Source organism: Aliiglaciecola lipolytica E3, from assembly GCF_000314975.1.
GTDB lineage: Bacteria > Pseudomonadota > Gammaproteobacteria > Enterobacterales > Alteromonadaceae > Aliiglaciecola > Aliiglaciecola lipolytica.
The window spans coordinates 540,594-555,090 of the sequence record NZ_BAEN01000076.1 but is presented as its reverse complement, the minus strand read 5'-3'; the positions used below and the strand labels follow the sequence as shown (position 1 = coordinate 555,090).

Genomic DNA, 14,497 nt, shown 5'->3' with positions numbered 1-14,497 from the left:
TAATTATCAAAGTTGCATTTAACTACCTACATAACTAAAACGCGCAACTTGTTTGCCCTCAACCAACACATCTTCGATAAACATTGAAAGAGGTCTTACCCATAAACCGCGTTCTCCATACAATGGCCGATAAACCACCAACTCGCTTTCATCTTCAGAGTGCTTGGCTACGCCAATAACCTCATAATCGTTTCCTTTGTAATGGCGGTATTTACCCGGTTTTAGCATATTTATTTATCTCCATTTACTTAAACGTCTATTCTTAGCGTCAAGTTCAACAAAATGACCTTCGAACACGTTTTTGATGATATCAACCTATCTTGTGCTAGGATCGAATTGAAAGGTTAACTGTTGAAATTTATTTTTTACAGGTAAGCCAACATGCAATCCTACTAAACGAATTCCACGCTCAGTCTTTCGATCAAAGGCTTTATCGAGCAATTCTACGAAATAGTTTTTATCTAGCTCTGCACAACGATGTTCAACCGTAGTTTGTTGAAAATCGCTGAATTTCAATTTTACGCCCTGTGTTTGTATTTTTGAGTCTGTACGCGCTGATTTTAACCTTTCTACTAGTTTTGGATAAAGCGTATCTAGCACCTGCAAACATTCTTCTTTAGTTTGGATATCCTCATAAAGTGTTCGTTCAACACCTACTGACTTTCTTTCTCGAGACAAACTTAAATCACGATCATCAATACCATTGCTACGATTCCAGATGACTGGGCCAAACTTTCCGAAACGTTTAACTAATTGTTCAATAGGATACTTACGAACATCTGCACAGGTATACAGCCCTAAATTATGCAGCTTTTGTACGGTTACCTTTCCTACTCCGGGAATTTTCCCAAGTGGAAGCCCCTTTACAAATTCATCTAGTTTGTCTGGTGGGATAACACAGATACCATCTGGTTTGTTTTCATCACTGGCAATTTTAGCAACGAATTTACATGGTGCTACGCCAGCGGATGCAGTAAGACCGGTTTCGGCGAAAATCACTTGCCGAATATCGTTCGCAATGAGAGTGGCGCTGCCATTAAATAGTGAACAATCTGTTACATCTAAATAGGCTTCATCTAAAGATAAAGGCTCTATTTTATCGGTATAGCGTTGGAATATAGCCCTGATCTGTTTGGACACCTGCACGTAAAGCTCCATGCGCCCGGGCACCATAATTAAATTAGGACAAAGTTTTAAGGCTTGCGCGGTCGCCATGGCGGAACGAATGCCAAATTTCCGAGCTGGGTAGTTACAGGTGGATATAACGCCGCGCCGCTCGGAGCTACCACCGATTGCAATTGGAACATGCCGAAGAGATGGATTGTCACGCATTTCCACCGCTGCATAAAAGCAATCCATATCAATATGAATAATTTTGCGCATCGTCCCAACCCACTCAAACAAACTGTTTTTTTATACAGTTATATTCAAGCAGGGTCAAGTTATTTAAATGCTGGTAACGCCGGAATCAATTCTCTCATTTTAGTATAAATAGGTTTTGCGATTTTCTTGAATCCAGACTCTGTAGGGTGAATTTCATTTAACCAATCTGTTTTATTCCCAGGTCGCAATATCCCCTGCGTATCAACAACAACCAGCTTATCTAAATGCTCCGGTTGGCTAGCTAGTGCTTGCAAACGAGTTTTCAGTGTTCCAAGAAGTATTTCAACGATGGGAAGATGCAATTGTTCAGGAATATTTTTTTCTATTAAATAGGGATAAATCCAAGGCTTGGTTTTAATTAATCCCCAAAAAAACTCTGCACCGTCCTCGCTTGGTTTCGCTAAATCATACGTATGGGTGATGATAGTGGCATCTGGAATATATTCATCACGTAAATCAATTAATTGATCATAGGCTAACATGATTGCATCCATTTTTCGGTTAAAACGCGCGGCATGAATACAGTCTTGAGCTGTAAACCCTTCTTCATATTGATTTAGAATCATCGGCATATCGCGTTTCCCTACGATATCGTTGCCTCCACCAGAAAATAAAATCAGTTTGACGTACTCAGAGGTTTGTTGCATCACGGATTCTAAGTCCGCTTTTTGCTGCCCAGACATCATGTCGACCGCCTCATCACCATTGCAGGCTAACCTAAGCATGTTAACTTTATCGGTTTTAGCCACCACTTTTTCGATATGGTGAATAACGTTGATGTCTGCTCCAAGCAGAACCCATTTTTTAGGGTAGGCAAACCATGAATCGCCTTCAGTTATAATACCTATTCGAGTTGGATGCTTTTTACAGATATATTTAAAGTCAGTCCGTAAACTGGTAATGCCCGAATGGGCTGCGATACGTCTACGGCGTTCAATTGGAGTTTCATTTGGCATGATCTTTCCCTGCTTACCTTTTTACTAAGTGTAGTAAAACTGAATTGAAATGCAGGGAATTTTATATAAAACAGAAAATGCTTTAGTTAATGACTATCCTTGGTTTTTACAAGTCATTACAAGATTTGATTTTGTTTCCATTCGGCTAGTTTTTTCTGACGAATTTCTTCTTTTTCGAGGCGTGCTTTTTTGCGGTCACAAGGTTCTGGACAGTCACATGCTTTAGCAATACCTATTGCACCTAACCCACCACAACTGCCGGAAATGGTTTTTTGCTGGACAATATAGCCAACCGCCATTGCCAAAACCACGACAAGAAAAAATATAAAAGCTAAAACAAACGTACTCATTTATTTCCTAACTATTTTTTAATTAATTTACTGTGTTGTCGCAGCGTCAATATAGTCTGCAAACTTACCTGTAGTATACGCTTTATAGTCACCATTTTCATGGGTAATTAACATCACATTTAAATTTTGCTGTTTGGCTATACGTAACGCATCATCCTTGCCCATCACATTTAGTGCCGTCGCTAAGCCATCAGCGGTCATCGATGACGGATGCACTACAGTCACCGCAACGAGATTATGTTGTATAGGAAACCCTGTACGAGGATCTATTAAATGTGAATAGCGCACACCCGCTTGTTCAAAATAATTTCGATAGTCCCCCGAAGTCGCTATTGCGTTATCACCAATGGTGAGAATTGATTGCACTGCCCGTTCATGGTTGATTGGTTTCTCAACCGCTATGCGCCATCCCAACCCACTTACCTTAGTCCCGGCAACACGCATTTCGCCGCCAATTTCGACTAAAAAGTTAGTGTGTCCCAAAGAAAGTAGTAACTCCGCTACCGCATCTACGCCGTAGCCTTTGGCAATGGTTGATAAATCCACATATAAATCTGGTTGTAATTTCCTGACCTGTGTATCTTCAACGATTAATTTATCTAAACCAATTTGCTGTTTCACCTGCTCAATTGTTTGTTGCGTTGGTACTTTATCGGGACGCGCTTCAGGACCGAACCCCCATAAATTAACCAGTGGACCAACAGTGACGTCCAGTACTCCTTCACTTATTTCACCTAAACGTTTCGCTTCTTTTATCACTTTAATAGTAGCCGGTGACAGGTTAAATGGCTCAGTGCTGCTGTGTTGATTAAAAAGAGATAGCTCCGACATTGGATCATAGGTAGACATCAACTTATTCACGTTTTGCAGTACGTCATCAATCTTCTGTTGCAACACTTCCGGTTCTGGGCCGACATCTGGAAAAACTTTGACGTTATAGGTTGTGCCCATTGTCGGACCGCTTAAGTGAACTTCTTCGACTGAGTCCGGTGTGTTCCAAACAACCAGAATAACGAGCAAAATGCATGAAACTAAACCAATAGTTTTAACTTTATTCATTTAAAAGGACCATTTTTAATACAAAAAAGAGGGACATAAATGCCCCCCTTTTATTTATTGATGTCTGCGTTTTTAGCCGCCGAAATCATCAAGCATAATGTTTTCGTCTTCTACACCCAACTCTTTGAGCATATTTATAACGGCTGCGTTCATCATAGGTGGCCCACACATGTAGAACTCACAATCTTCAGGCGCAGGGTGATCTTTAAGATAGTTTTCCAACAACACGTTGTGGATAAACCCTGTATCACCTTCCCAATTATCTTCTGGCTGAGGATCAGATAAAGCAACATGCCATTTGAAGTTTTCATTCTCACTTTGCAGCATGTCGAAATCTTCTACATAAAACATTTCGCGTAAAGAACGTGCACCATACCAAAAGGTAATTTTACGATCGGTTTTTATTCGACGTAATTGGTCGAAAATATGTGAACGCATTGGCGCCATACCAGCACCACCACCAACAAACACCATTTCAGCTTGTGTTTCTTTTGCGAAGAACTCACCGAAAGGACCAGAAATAGTGGCTTTATCGCCTTCTTTCAAACTCCAGATATAAGATGACATCTTACCTGCAGGTAGACTCAAATTATTAGGTGGAGGCGTCGCTATACGCACATTTAGCATAATTATCCCTTCTTCTTCTGGGTAATTCGCCATTGAATATGCACGGATAGTTTCATCATCTACTTTTGATTCGATATCGAAGAAACCGAAACGTTCCCAATCAGGTTTGTATTCATCAGGGATGTCGTAGTCTTTATATTTAACATGGTGAGGTGGCGCTTCAATCTGAATATATCCACCAGCACGGAAAGGTACACTTTCACCGTCAGGAACAGCCAACTTAAGCTCTTTGATAAAGGTAGCTTTGTTGTCGTTAGAAATAACTTCACAATCCCACTTTTTAATACCAAAGACTTCTTCTGGTAACTCTATGTCCATGTCTTGCTTTATCGCAACCTGACACGACAAACGACAGCCTTCTTTAGCTTCCCGCTTGCTGACGTGATCAAGTTCCGTTGGTAAGATTTCACCACCACCTGATTTAATATCTACGCGACACTGGCCACAAGAACCACCACCACCACATGCTGATGAAACAAATATTCCTGAATCAGCAAGTGCACCAAGTAGTTTTCCACCCGGTGAAGCTGTGATGGCTTTATCAGGATCGCCATTAATAGTTATAGTCACATCGCCTGAAGGAACAAGCTTAGACTTTGCAAACATGATGATAAGTACAAGCGCCAAAACGATGGCGATAAACATACCTACACCAAGGAAAATTTCATTTGGATTCATTTACAAATACTCCTAGTGTCTTCGCTTAAAGGGCTACGCCGGTGAACGACTGGAAACCCAATGCCATAAGACCTGCAATCATAAACACAGAGCCTAATCCACGTATGCCCTCAGGCATATCAGCATATTTAAGTTTTTCGCGTACTGCGGCAAGCAAGGTAATCGCAATTGCCCAACCCACACCACTGCCGATACCGTAAACAACACTTTCAGTGAAGTTGTATTCACGTTGCACTGCAAACGCTACACCACCAAAGATGGCGCAGTTAACCGTGATTAACGGTAAGAAAATACCTAGTGCGTTGTAAAGCGCAGGGAAAAACTTATCCAAACTCATTTCTAGAATCTGTACTAATGCAGCGATTACGCCGATGAAAGTTAAGAAGTTCAAGAAGCTCAAATCTGCATCAGGGAAACCTGCCCAAGCAAGTGCACCAGGAGCAAGGATATTCACATAGATGACTTGGTTAACCGGTACAGAAATCCCAAGTACTACGATAACCGCGACACCAAGACCCATAGCAGTTTTTACTTTTTTCGAAACCGCTAGGAAAGTACACATCCCTAAGAATAAGGATAGAGCCATGTTTTCAATGAAGACTGACTTAACAAAAAGACTTATATAATGTTCCATGTCTTACTCCTTAGGCTCAACTTGTTCAGGACGGATAGTTCGGATAAACCAAATCAGTCCACCAATCAAAATGAAAGAACTGAATGGTAAGATCAACAAGCCGTTACCTTGATACCATCCGTCATTTTGAACCAACGGTAGTATTGGGAAGCCTAGAATGGTACCAAAACCAAACAACTCTTTTATGGTACCAATCACAATCAGGACAAATGAATACCCCAATCCATTTCCGATACCATCAAGGAAGCTCATAAAAGGAGGGCTCTTCATTGCATACGCTTCAGCGCGCCCCATTACGATACAGTTAGTAATAATCAAACCAACGAATACCGATAATTCTTTAGCAATGTCGTAGGCAACCGCTTTTAGAATTTGGTCAACCACGATTACCAACGAAGCAATAATAGTCATTTGAATAATAATCCGCACACTCGATGGAATCTGTTTACGAATTAACGATATAAATAAGTTAGAAAACGCCGTTACTGAGGTTAAGGCTAGGGCCATAACCAAGGCAGTTTCTAATTTAGTAGTAATAGCAAGTGCGGAACAAACACCTAACACTTGCAATGCAATTGGGTTGTTGTCCAGAATGGGTCCGAACAGCACCTTTTTCATTTCTTTAGTTTCAGCCATTGTGCTATGCCCTATGATTTCCAAGTCTGATTTTTAAGGTATGGTCCGAAACCATTTTCACCTAACCAATAAGTTAACGTGTTTTGTACACCATTACTGGTCAAGGTCGCTCCGGAGAGTGCATCAACAGCATATTCATTATTTGTTCCAGCGTTTTTCTTGACCTGAATAGCCACTTCGCCGTTTTTAAATAATTTTTTGCCGTCCCACTTCGCTTTCCAGCTAGGGTTTTGCACTTCACCACCCAATCCAGGGGTTTCTTTTTGCTGATAATAAACCAATTCGCGAACGGTATTACCATCTGAATCGATAGCTAAGAAGCCATACATTAGATCCCACAATCCAGATCCATGCACCGGTAAAACCACACGTGTTACTTCACCTGCGTCATTTTCAACCAAATACACGCTTGCAACACTTGAGCGACGTTGAAAACCAACGTTGCTATTTTCTACTTTCACGGTGTATTCATCTTCATTTGCAGCTTTGTACATATCGAAGTCTTCACCAACTTCAACATATTCACCAGTTGAAAGGTCAACATAACGTTCAGTCACAAACTTATCGTAGGTACAAGGCACATCGCATTCCGCGGTAGTTTCCAGCCCTGCAGCTTGTAAAATATTGCTACGTTTATCATTTGCTGCATTAGTTTGCTGCATTTCACGCAAACCAACGGCTGCACCAGATACAACAACAGAACAAACTAAACAAACAGCAACCACAATTCCAATCGTTTTGCCTAAGGTTTCTTTTTTCTTATCCGACACGAGCAACCCTCCGCTTAATGTTACTTTGAGCCACGAAATAATCGAATAGTGGCGCCCATAAATTTGCAAACAAGATGGCAAGCATTACGCCTTCAGGGAAGGCTGGGTTAAGAACACGAATCATCACCGTCATAAACCCGATTAGGAAGCCATATGCCCATTTAGCTTTATTTGTAAAAGATGCTGAAACAGGATCCGTCGCCATAAAGAACATACCGAATGCCAATCCGCCAGTGACCATGTGCCAATACCAAGGCATTGCAAACATGTCATTAGTGCTACTACCAATGAAGTTCAGTAGTGATGCAAAGAATGCAACACCTAATAAAACACCGGCAACAATACGCCATGACGCGATGCGCATATAAATGATAAATAGACCACCAAGCATAATCGCTAATGTAGATACTTCACCAACCGAACCTGGGATATTTCCGAAGAAAGAGTTCCACCATAGGTCCATATTGGCATAGTCCATGTCACCTGAAGCAGCTTTACTTAACCATGTCGCGCCAGAATAACCATCGGCCGCAACCCAAATCTGGTCTCCAGATATTTGTGCAGGATAAGCAAAATATAAAAATGCACGACCAGACAATGCTGGATTTAGGAAGTTACGCCCTGTACCACCAAATATTTCTTTGGCAATTACCACACCGAACGTTATTCCTAACGCCACTTGCCAAAGTGGAATTGTAGCCGGCAGGGTCAAAGCGAAAAGTACTGAGGTTACGAAGAAACCTTCGTTTATTTCATGTTTACGCACAGATGCAAATAAAACTTCCCAGAATCCACCCACAACAAATACTGTCGCGTAGATAGGTACAAAGAAACAAGCGCCGTAGAACATCATGCCTAACCAGCCAGTTCCTTCAACACCAATCTCTCCACCTAAAGCAGTAAATAAACTTGCTTGCCAAATATCAGGTAAGGTTCCAGCGCCTAATATTAAGGCCTCATGAGCTTGTGCACCGACGTTGTACATACCGTAAAACATCGCTGGAAAAGTTGCCATCCAGACCATAATCATGATGCGTTTAAGATCGATACTGTCACGCACATGAGTAGTTGTTTTGTTTACTTTACCTGGCGTGTAAAAAATAGTCGCAGCGGCTTCATAAAGCGCGTAGAACTTTTCATACTTACCACCGGCTTCGAAATCCGGTTCAATTTTTTCTAAATAGGCTTTTAATCCCATGACTTAACCCTCTTTCTCAATGGTGGTGAGACAGTCACGTAGAATAGGTCCGTAGTTATATTTACCCGGACAAACATACGTACACAACGCCAAATCTTCTTCATCCAGTTCAAGACAGCCCAACGTTTGAGCACTGTCTGTGTCACCTGAAATCAAGTCACGTAATAATAGCGTTGGTAAAATATCAAGCGGCATAATGCGCTCATAGTTACCAATTGGCACCATTGAACGATCAGAGCCATTGGTTGATGTGGTCATGCTGAACAATTTTTTCGGATTTAAGTGAGCAAGGTAAGCACGAGTCACTGAGTGCATCTCACTTCCTGGCGCTAACCAGCCTAAAAACTTCTTATCATACCCTTCTGCAAGTAGTGATACTTGCGTGTGATAGCGACCTAAGAAGCCATGAACACCATGAGCGTTGGTACCATTTAACACTGAGCCTGATACCACTCGAACGTCATTACCATCAGCTTCACCAACGGTAAGTTGCTCAATATCAGCACCTAACACAGTTTTGACCAAACGTGGATTTTTCGCAGCAGGACCAGCTAATGAAACTACGCGTTCGTTGTTAATCTCACCAGTGGTGAACAACGCGCCGAACGCCATAACGTCTTGGTAGTTAATCGTCCAAACCGTTTTAGTTGCACCAACAGGATCTAGAAAATGAATGTGCGTACCCGCTAAACCTGCAGGATGTGGCCCTGCAAATTCTTCAACTTCAACCTTAGCAGCTCCGGTAGGTATATCTGCCCCAGACGCTTTACAGACGAAAACGCTTCCGCTAGTAAGTTGATTTAACACCGCCAAGCCATTTTCAAAGTCAGTTTTACGCTGAGCTATAATAACTTGTGGGTCTGCAGCTAACGGATTGGTATCCATTGCATTGACGAAAATTGATTTTGGTTCGCTACCTAAGGCAGGTACTTTGCTGTATGGACGCGTTCTTAATGCCACCCACAAACCAGATTTAACCAAGTTTTCTTCAATTTTTTCACGTGCAATTGAGCTCAATTGCGACGCTTCAACCTTGTCGAAAGTTTCTTGTTCGTCACCGGCGACTTCAATAACCACAGATTGCAAAACACGTTTTGCTCCTCGGTTAACTTCAACCACCTTACCCGCTGCTGGCGCAGTAAATAAAACCCCAGGATTCTTTTTGTCTTCAAAAAGTACCTGACCTTTCTTTACAACGTCGTCTACCTGAACAAACATGGTAGGACGCATGCCAACATATTCTTCCCCCAAAACAGCCACGCGTGTGACGCTTGGACCATTTTGGATTGTTTGGTTAGGAGCTCCCTTAATTGGAAGGTCTAACCCTTGCTTGATTTTTATCATATGCAACCGCAGTCTTGTAAAAATAAAATTAAAATGAAAGAAATATCAATTTTGAATTTTGAATGACTACTGCGTGTTGTAACGATATCCGCAGTATCAGATGAAAACTCAAAGGTGATTTTTCTCAGTAACCAGTTTTGTCTTTTTATTTACGTGAATTTCTAACTCGGTGAACACCGAAACTTTCTGTTTTGGCCCACACCCCTTTAGAAAATGATTGAGTCACTGGGCAAATTTTAAACTAACTTAAGAAACCCATGCCATTAAACCCCGAAATTTTAGCATTAATCCGGCTAGTTGCGCTACGCAATTTGTTGCAAAATAAGGATTTTCCTTACAATAATTAAGGTTTTCTTCAATATAATGCAAATTATAGGCTTTGTTCTTCGTTTTAACGAGTTGTTCTGCTCATAAAAAACCCTAAATTGCCATTCACAATTTAGGGTTTAAATTAGGTTTGATCGTTAATATCAACGAATAAATAAAGTCTTTACCATTCTACCAATGGGTCGACATCCTGTTCGTAGTCAACTCCGTCAATATCAAATCCAAATAACTTTAGAAATTCATGATGATATCCAGCATAGTCACTCAATTGATGGAAGTTTTCCTGCGTCACTTGATCCCAAAGACCTTTAATCACGGCTTGCGTCGCTTCGTTGGTCTCTTTGCCATCCATTCGTAATCGATTTGCTTCGTCCGTTTCTGGAGAGTCGACTAATAACTTTTGTTGAAATAATCCGCTGATTTGCTCAATACAGCCTTCATGCGTACCTTCTTGCTTCATGACTTTGTATATAAGAGAAATGTACAACGGCATCACAGGAATAGCTGAACTAGCTTGAGTAACCAAAGCCTTCAATGAAGACACATAAGCTACAACGTTCTTATCACTATGCTGCTTAATAATCTCACTGGCAGCGCGATCTAAATCTTCTTTGGCTTTACCAATAGTAGCTTGTCCATAGATAGGCCAAGTTAGTTCTTTTCCGATATAGGTGTAGGCTGTGGTCTTGCAGTTATCAGCTAATAAGTCAGCTTCAGCTAATGCATTCAACCAAAGTTCCCAATCTTCACCGCCCATCACTTTAATCGTATTGGCAATCTCTTCTTCACTAGCGGCTTCTAGTTCGACTTCATGGATTAAATCTTTGTCGGTATCATAAGTTTTGGTCTTATAATCCTGTCCTACTGGTTTTAGCGTAGATTTGTATACTTCGCCGGTTTCCGGATCCGTTCTACGTGGTGATGCAAGGCTATAGATAATTAAATCGACTTTGCCCATGTCGGCTTTTAGAGTATCGATAACTTGCTGTTTTATTTCATTTGAAAACGCATCACCATTGATCGTCTGTGCGTAAATACCCGCTTGCTTTGCTTGTTGATGAAAAGCAGCCGTATTATACCAGCCAGCCGTCGCAGTTTTTCTCTCCGAAGGTGGCTTTTCAAAACACACACCTAAGGTATTCGCGCCATAACCAAACGTGGAAACGATACGCGAAGCCAAACCATATCCGGTTGAACATCCCAAAACTAATACGTTTTTAGGCCCTTCTCCCAAATCACCCTGACTTTTCACATACTCGATTTGTTCTTTTACACTTGCCGCGCATCCCACTGGATGTGCATTTGTGCAGATAAAGCCACGTACTTTTGGCTTAATTACCATAGTGATTTTTCCTCAAAAAAATAGTTCCGAATGTAGTCATTAGTCAGTTAAGTTTCAAATCCACTGCGCTTCTTAGGTCACAGCGATTGAGAGCTCTTTTACTCTATATGCGCTTATTGTAGTAGCCAATGGCACAACAACAAATCTGAACAGCTGATTTTATTCTTTACCTTCACGATTTTTATAGTATTCCATTTCCGAAATCTGATGATATTTTGATACGCCTTGCTGAAACGCGTTATAAGATGCGTAAATTTTTGCGAAGGTTGGGTCTGCTGCTGATTGTTCTTGCATTACCTCAGCACTTGCAACGCGCAACGCTGCCATCACATCATCCGGCAACGGACGCATATCCACCCCATGGGTATCGACAAGGGCGCGCATTGCATCATTGTTAGCGGCTGTATATTCATCCCACATATCTTGATTAACTGCGCGTGTTGCGACCTCAATTATTGCTTGCAAATCATCAGGTAATGCTTCGAAAGCGCTTTTATTCACAATAAACTCAAGACTAGCACCGGGTTCATGCCATCCAGAGTAATAATAATATTTAGCCGCTTTATGCAAACCAAACGATAAATCATTGTACGGACCTACCCACTCAGTGGCATCGATCGCGCCTGACTGTAATGAGGTAAATAATTCGCCTCCAGTCAAGGCAATTGGAATCCCTCCTACCTTTTTAAGCACCTCTGCACCTAGGCCAGGAATGCGCATTTTAAGCCCTTTTAAATCCTTTACACTGTTGATTTCTTTTTTAAACCATCCCGCCGTTTGCACGCCGGTATTGCCACCTGCAAAGGGAATGAGATTAAACGGGGCATAAAGTTCACGCCACATTTCTAAGCCACCACCATAGTGTAGCCAACCGTTAAACTCTGTTGCATTCATGCCAAATGGTATTGCCGTAAATATTTGTGCAGCTGGCGCTTTACCTTTCCAATAATACGAACCGGAGTGGCCAATTTCAGCAGCCCCGCTAGACACCGTATCGAACACCTCAAATCCTGGTACCATTTGGCCATCCCCAAAGACTTTGATTTTGAGACGTCCATTTGACATACGCTCTACATACTTAGCGAAGGTTTCCGGCGCTTTACCAAGCCCTGGAAAATTTTTCGGCCACGACGTAACAAGCTTCCATTCATAGGTTTGCTGGGGTTCAGCGCTGACATTGCCTGATGATGATTTATCACCACAGGCGGCCAGTAAAACGGTGAAAAAAAGTAAAAAAGTAAAATTAAAAGTTTTCATTACACATCCATTGACCGATCACAATATTGAAGGCAGCCAAGTTACCAGATTTGGCCAAATTGCCAAGCCTATCAATAACAACAACTGAATAATAATAAAGGGTATCACGCCTTTGTATATATGAGTGGTCTGAACATTTGCCGGCGCGACACCGCGCAAATAGAACAAGGCAAAGCCAAATGGAGGTGTCAGAAACGATGTCTGCAAATTCACTGCAATCATTATCCCTAACCAGATAGGATCAACCCCCATCGCCAAAAGCACAGGTGCAACGATCGGCACTACTACAAAGGTAATTTCAATAAAATCCAGAATAAACCCAAGTAAAAATATAACAACCATGACGAGCAAAACTGCGCTAAAAGTGCCTCCTGGCAGTTGTTGGAAAAAGTCTTCAATAAGCTCTTCACCACCGAATCCACGAAACACTAATGAAAATATGGATGCGCCAATCAAGATTAAGAACACCATGGCGGTAACACGAGTGGTGCTCAACATTACCTCTTTTAACTTTGTAAAATTAAACTGTTGCGTAGAGAGCGCCAATAACAATGCACCAGCAGCCCCCACACCGGCAGCTTCTGTTGGCGTTGCATAGCCACCTAAAATAGAACCTAAAACGACGAAAATTAAAATTAACGGAGGAAACAGGGCACCCAATAAATTAACTGAAACCTGATTATTGTTATGTTCACTTCGCACGTTTTTATCAATGTGTCGGCTTGCAAACAGCACCACATACAATAAATACATAGCCACTAAAATCATGCCTGGCACTAATGCGCCCAAAAATAAGTCGCCTACGGAAACGGACTCAGGAGAGAAAATCCCCATATTCAATTGAGCTTGTTGAAAAGCGCTCGATAAAACATCCCCTAGCAACACTAACGCAATTGAAGGAGGAATGATTTGCCCTAATGTGCCTGTTGCACAAATAGCACCTGAAGCAAATGCGGGTGAGTAGCCCTGTTTCAACATCGTAGGAAGAGACAGCAACCCCATAGTGACTACAGTTGCACCGACAATGCCCGTACTTGCAGCTAGCAACATACCAACCAACACGACCGAAATAGCCAACCCCGACTTTAAGCGCCCGAAAACTTGTCCCATAGCTATGAGTAAATTTTCCGCGACCTTAGATTTTTCTAGCATTACTCCCATAAACACAAACAAAGGAACGGCTATGAGGGTTTGATTAGTGACTATGCCATACAGCCGGCTCGGTACAGCCTGCAAATACGCAGTATCAAACACTCCGAAGAATGCGCCAACTCCGGCAAATATTAGCGCCGTTCCAGCTAAGGTATAGGCGACTGGGTAGCCTAAGAGCAACGTAATACAGACGATTAAAAACATAACTAAAGAGAGATATTCCATTATTTTACTTCTCCCAATACGCTTTCATTTTTAGTTACACATAAAGTGATATTGCGAATTAATTCTGCAATGCCTTGTAGCACCATTAAACCGGCAAACATGAGAATAAAGGTTTTAAGCAGAAATACCGCTGGAATACCTCCAGCAGCCTGAGAATCTTCCAAGATTTTCCAAGCTGCTACTACATAATCCCAACAAATAATAAAAATAAAAATATTGACAGGCAGCATAAAAAACAATGTACCAAACAGGTCTACTTTGGCTTTTTTTAAGACATCAAAACGACAATAAAAAATGTCAACTCTAACGTGTTCATTAACGCGCAGCGTATGCGCACTGCCTAATAGAAATACACAAGCATGTAGATACATGACGGATTCTTGCATGGCTATCCAACCAATATCAAAACCGTATCTCAACACCACAATTAGCAATGTGATTAACACCATAAACAATGTAAACCAACTGACTAGTTTGCAAATGCTATCGTTGACTACGTCAATGGCGCGAGAAAGGGATGCTGCCTTAAACATTCTCTTTTACCTGTTTTATTATTCTA

General features: G+C 41.5%; 15 protein-coding genes. All 15 read right to left on the bottom strand.

Annotation, left to right across the window (positions count from 1 at the left end; all coding sequences use genetic code 11):
* Positions 1-18: 18 nt before the first annotated feature.
* Positions 19-228, bottom strand: a complete 210-nt coding sequence (locus GLIP_RS21020; RefSeq protein WP_008846752.1) for a DUF1653 domain-containing protein — start codon at positions 226-228, stop codon at positions 19-21.
* 87 nt (positions 229-315) lie between these two features.
* Positions 316-1,383 (bottom strand): DNA polymerase IV, encoded by a 1,068-nt coding sequence (gene dinB, locus GLIP_RS21015; protein WP_008846751.1) that lies wholly within the window; start codon positions 1,381-1,383, stop codon positions 316-318.
* A gap of 59 nt (positions 1,384-1,442) precedes the next feature.
* On the bottom strand, positions 1,443-2,339 hold the full coding sequence (locus GLIP_RS21010) for a hypothetical protein (RefSeq protein WP_008846749.1): 897 nt from the start codon (positions 2,337-2,339) through the stop codon (positions 1,443-1,445).
* A gap of 116 nt (positions 2,340-2,455) precedes the next feature.
* Entirely contained in the window at positions 2,456-2,689 is a 234-nt protein-coding gene (gene nqrM, locus GLIP_RS21005) for a (Na+)-NQR maturation NqrM (RefSeq protein WP_008846748.1), read from the bottom strand.
* Positions 2,690-2,716: 27 nt separating this feature from the next.
* Positions 2,717-3,748 (bottom strand): FAD:protein FMN transferase, encoded by a 1,032-nt coding sequence (locus tag GLIP_RS21000; RefSeq protein WP_008846747.1) that lies wholly within the window; start codon positions 3,746-3,748, stop codon positions 2,717-2,719.
* A 72-nt stretch (positions 3,749-3,820) separates the two neighbouring features.
* Entirely contained in the window at positions 3,821-5,053 is a 1,233-nt protein-coding gene (nqrF, locus tag GLIP_RS20995; protein ID WP_008846746.1) for an NADH:ubiquinone reductase (Na(+)-transporting) subunit F, read from the bottom strand.
* A gap of 25 nt (positions 5,054-5,078) precedes the next feature.
* The gene (nqrE, locus tag GLIP_RS20990) at positions 5,079-5,687 is read right to left on the bottom strand and encodes an NADH:ubiquinone reductase (Na(+)-transporting) subunit E (RefSeq protein ID WP_008846745.1); all 609 of its coding nucleotides are present in this window, start codon (positions 5,685-5,687) and stop codon (positions 5,079-5,081) included.
* A gap of 3 nt (positions 5,688-5,690) precedes the next feature.
* Positions 5,691-6,323 carry an NADH:ubiquinone reductase (Na(+)-transporting) subunit D gene (locus tag GLIP_RS20985; RefSeq protein WP_008846744.1) on the bottom strand — a complete coding sequence of 211 codons (633 nt, stop codon included), beginning with the start codon at positions 6,321-6,323 and terminating at the stop codon, positions 5,691-5,693.
* Between the two features lie 11 nt (positions 6,324-6,334).
* Entirely contained in the window at positions 6,335-7,093 is a 759-nt protein-coding gene (locus GLIP_RS20980; RefSeq protein WP_008846743.1) for a Na(+)-translocating NADH-quinone reductase subunit C, read from the bottom strand.
* On the bottom strand, positions 7,083-8,291 hold the full coding sequence (locus GLIP_RS20975) for an NADH:ubiquinone reductase (Na(+)-transporting) subunit B (protein WP_008846742.1): 1,209 nt from the start codon (positions 8,289-8,291) through the stop codon (positions 7,083-7,085). Before GLIP_RS20975 ends, GLIP_RS20980 begins: the two co-directional genes overlap by 11 nt.
* Positions 8,292-8,294: 3 nt before the next feature.
* Positions 8,295-9,635 (bottom strand): Na(+)-translocating NADH-quinone reductase subunit A, encoded by a 1,341-nt coding sequence (locus tag GLIP_RS20970; RefSeq protein WP_008846741.1) that lies wholly within the window; start codon positions 9,633-9,635, stop codon positions 8,295-8,297.
* 490 nt (positions 9,636-10,125) lie between these two features.
* Positions 10,126-11,304 (bottom strand): enoyl-ACP reductase FabV, encoded by a 1,179-nt coding sequence (gene fabV, locus GLIP_RS20965; RefSeq protein WP_008846739.1) that lies wholly within the window; start codon positions 11,302-11,304, stop codon positions 10,126-10,128.
* Between the two features lie 159 nt (positions 11,305-11,463).
* Positions 11,464-12,561, bottom strand: coding sequence for a TRAP transporter substrate-binding protein (locus GLIP_RS20960; RefSeq protein ID WP_008846738.1), 1,098 nt, complete (start codon positions 12,559-12,561; stop codon positions 11,464-11,466).
* Between the two features lie 18 nt (positions 12,562-12,579).
* Positions 12,580-13,938: a TRAP transporter large permease gene (locus tag GLIP_RS20955; RefSeq protein WP_008846737.1), complete on the bottom strand. Its 1,359-nt coding sequence runs from the start codon at positions 13,936-13,938 to the stop codon at positions 12,580-12,582.
* Positions 13,938-14,471, bottom strand: a complete 534-nt coding sequence (locus GLIP_RS20950) for a TRAP transporter small permease subunit (protein WP_008846736.1) — start codon at positions 14,469-14,471, stop codon at positions 13,938-13,940. Before GLIP_RS20950 ends, GLIP_RS20955 begins: the two co-directional genes overlap by 1 nt.
* Between the last annotated feature and the right edge of the window lie 26 nt (positions 14,472-14,497).

Bases quoted from the DNA above. Each gene is read 5' to 3' on its own strand.
- GLIP_RS21020 (WP_008846752.1), bottom strand. From the start codon at position 228: ATGCTAAAACCGGGTAAATACCGCCATTACAAAGGAAACGATTATGAG.
- dinB (WP_008846751.1), bottom strand. From the start codon at position 1,383: ATGCGCAAAATTATTCATATTGATATGGATTGCTTTTATGCAGCGGTG.
- GLIP_RS21010 (WP_008846749.1), bottom strand. From the start codon at position 2,339: ATGCCAAATGAAACTCCAATTGAACGCCGTAGACGTATCGCAGCCCAT.
- nqrM (WP_008846748.1), bottom strand. From the start codon at position 2,689: ATGAGTACGTTTGTTTTAGCTTTTATATTTTTTCTTGTCGTGGTTTTG.
- GLIP_RS21000 (WP_008846747.1), bottom strand. From the start codon at position 3,748: ATGAATAAAGTTAAAACTATTGGTTTAGTTTCATGCATTTTGCTCGTT.
- nqrF (WP_008846746.1), bottom strand. From the start codon at position 5,053: ATGAATCCAAATGAAATTTTCCTTGGTGTAGGTATGTTTATCGCCATC.
- nqrE (WP_008846745.1), bottom strand. From the start codon at position 5,687: ATGGAACATTATATAAGTCTTTTTGTTAAGTCAGTCTTCATTGAAAAC.
- GLIP_RS20985 (WP_008846744.1), bottom strand. From the start codon at position 6,323: ATGGCTGAAACTAAAGAAATGAAAAAGGTGCTGTTCGGACCCATTCTG.
- GLIP_RS20975 (WP_008846742.1), bottom strand. From the start codon at position 8,291: ATGGGATTAAAAGCCTATTTAGAAAAAATTGAACCGGATTTCGAAGCC.
- GLIP_RS20970 (WP_008846741.1), bottom strand. From the start codon at position 9,635: ATGATAAAAATCAAGCAAGGGTTAGACCTTCCAATTAAGGGAGCTCCT.
- fabV (WP_008846739.1), bottom strand. From the start codon at position 11,304: ATGGTAATTAAGCCAAAAGTACGTGGCTTTATCTGCACAAATGCACAT.
- GLIP_RS20960 (WP_008846738.1), bottom strand. From the start codon at position 12,561: ATGAAAACTTTTAATTTTACTTTTTTACTTTTTTTCACCGTTTTACTG.
- GLIP_RS20955 (WP_008846737.1), bottom strand. From the start codon at position 13,938: ATGGAATATCTCTCTTTAGTTATGTTTTTAATCGTCTGTATTACGTTG.
- GLIP_RS20950 (WP_008846736.1), bottom strand. From the start codon at position 14,471: ATGTTTAAGGCAGCATCCCTTTCTCGCGCCATTGACGTAGTCAACGAT.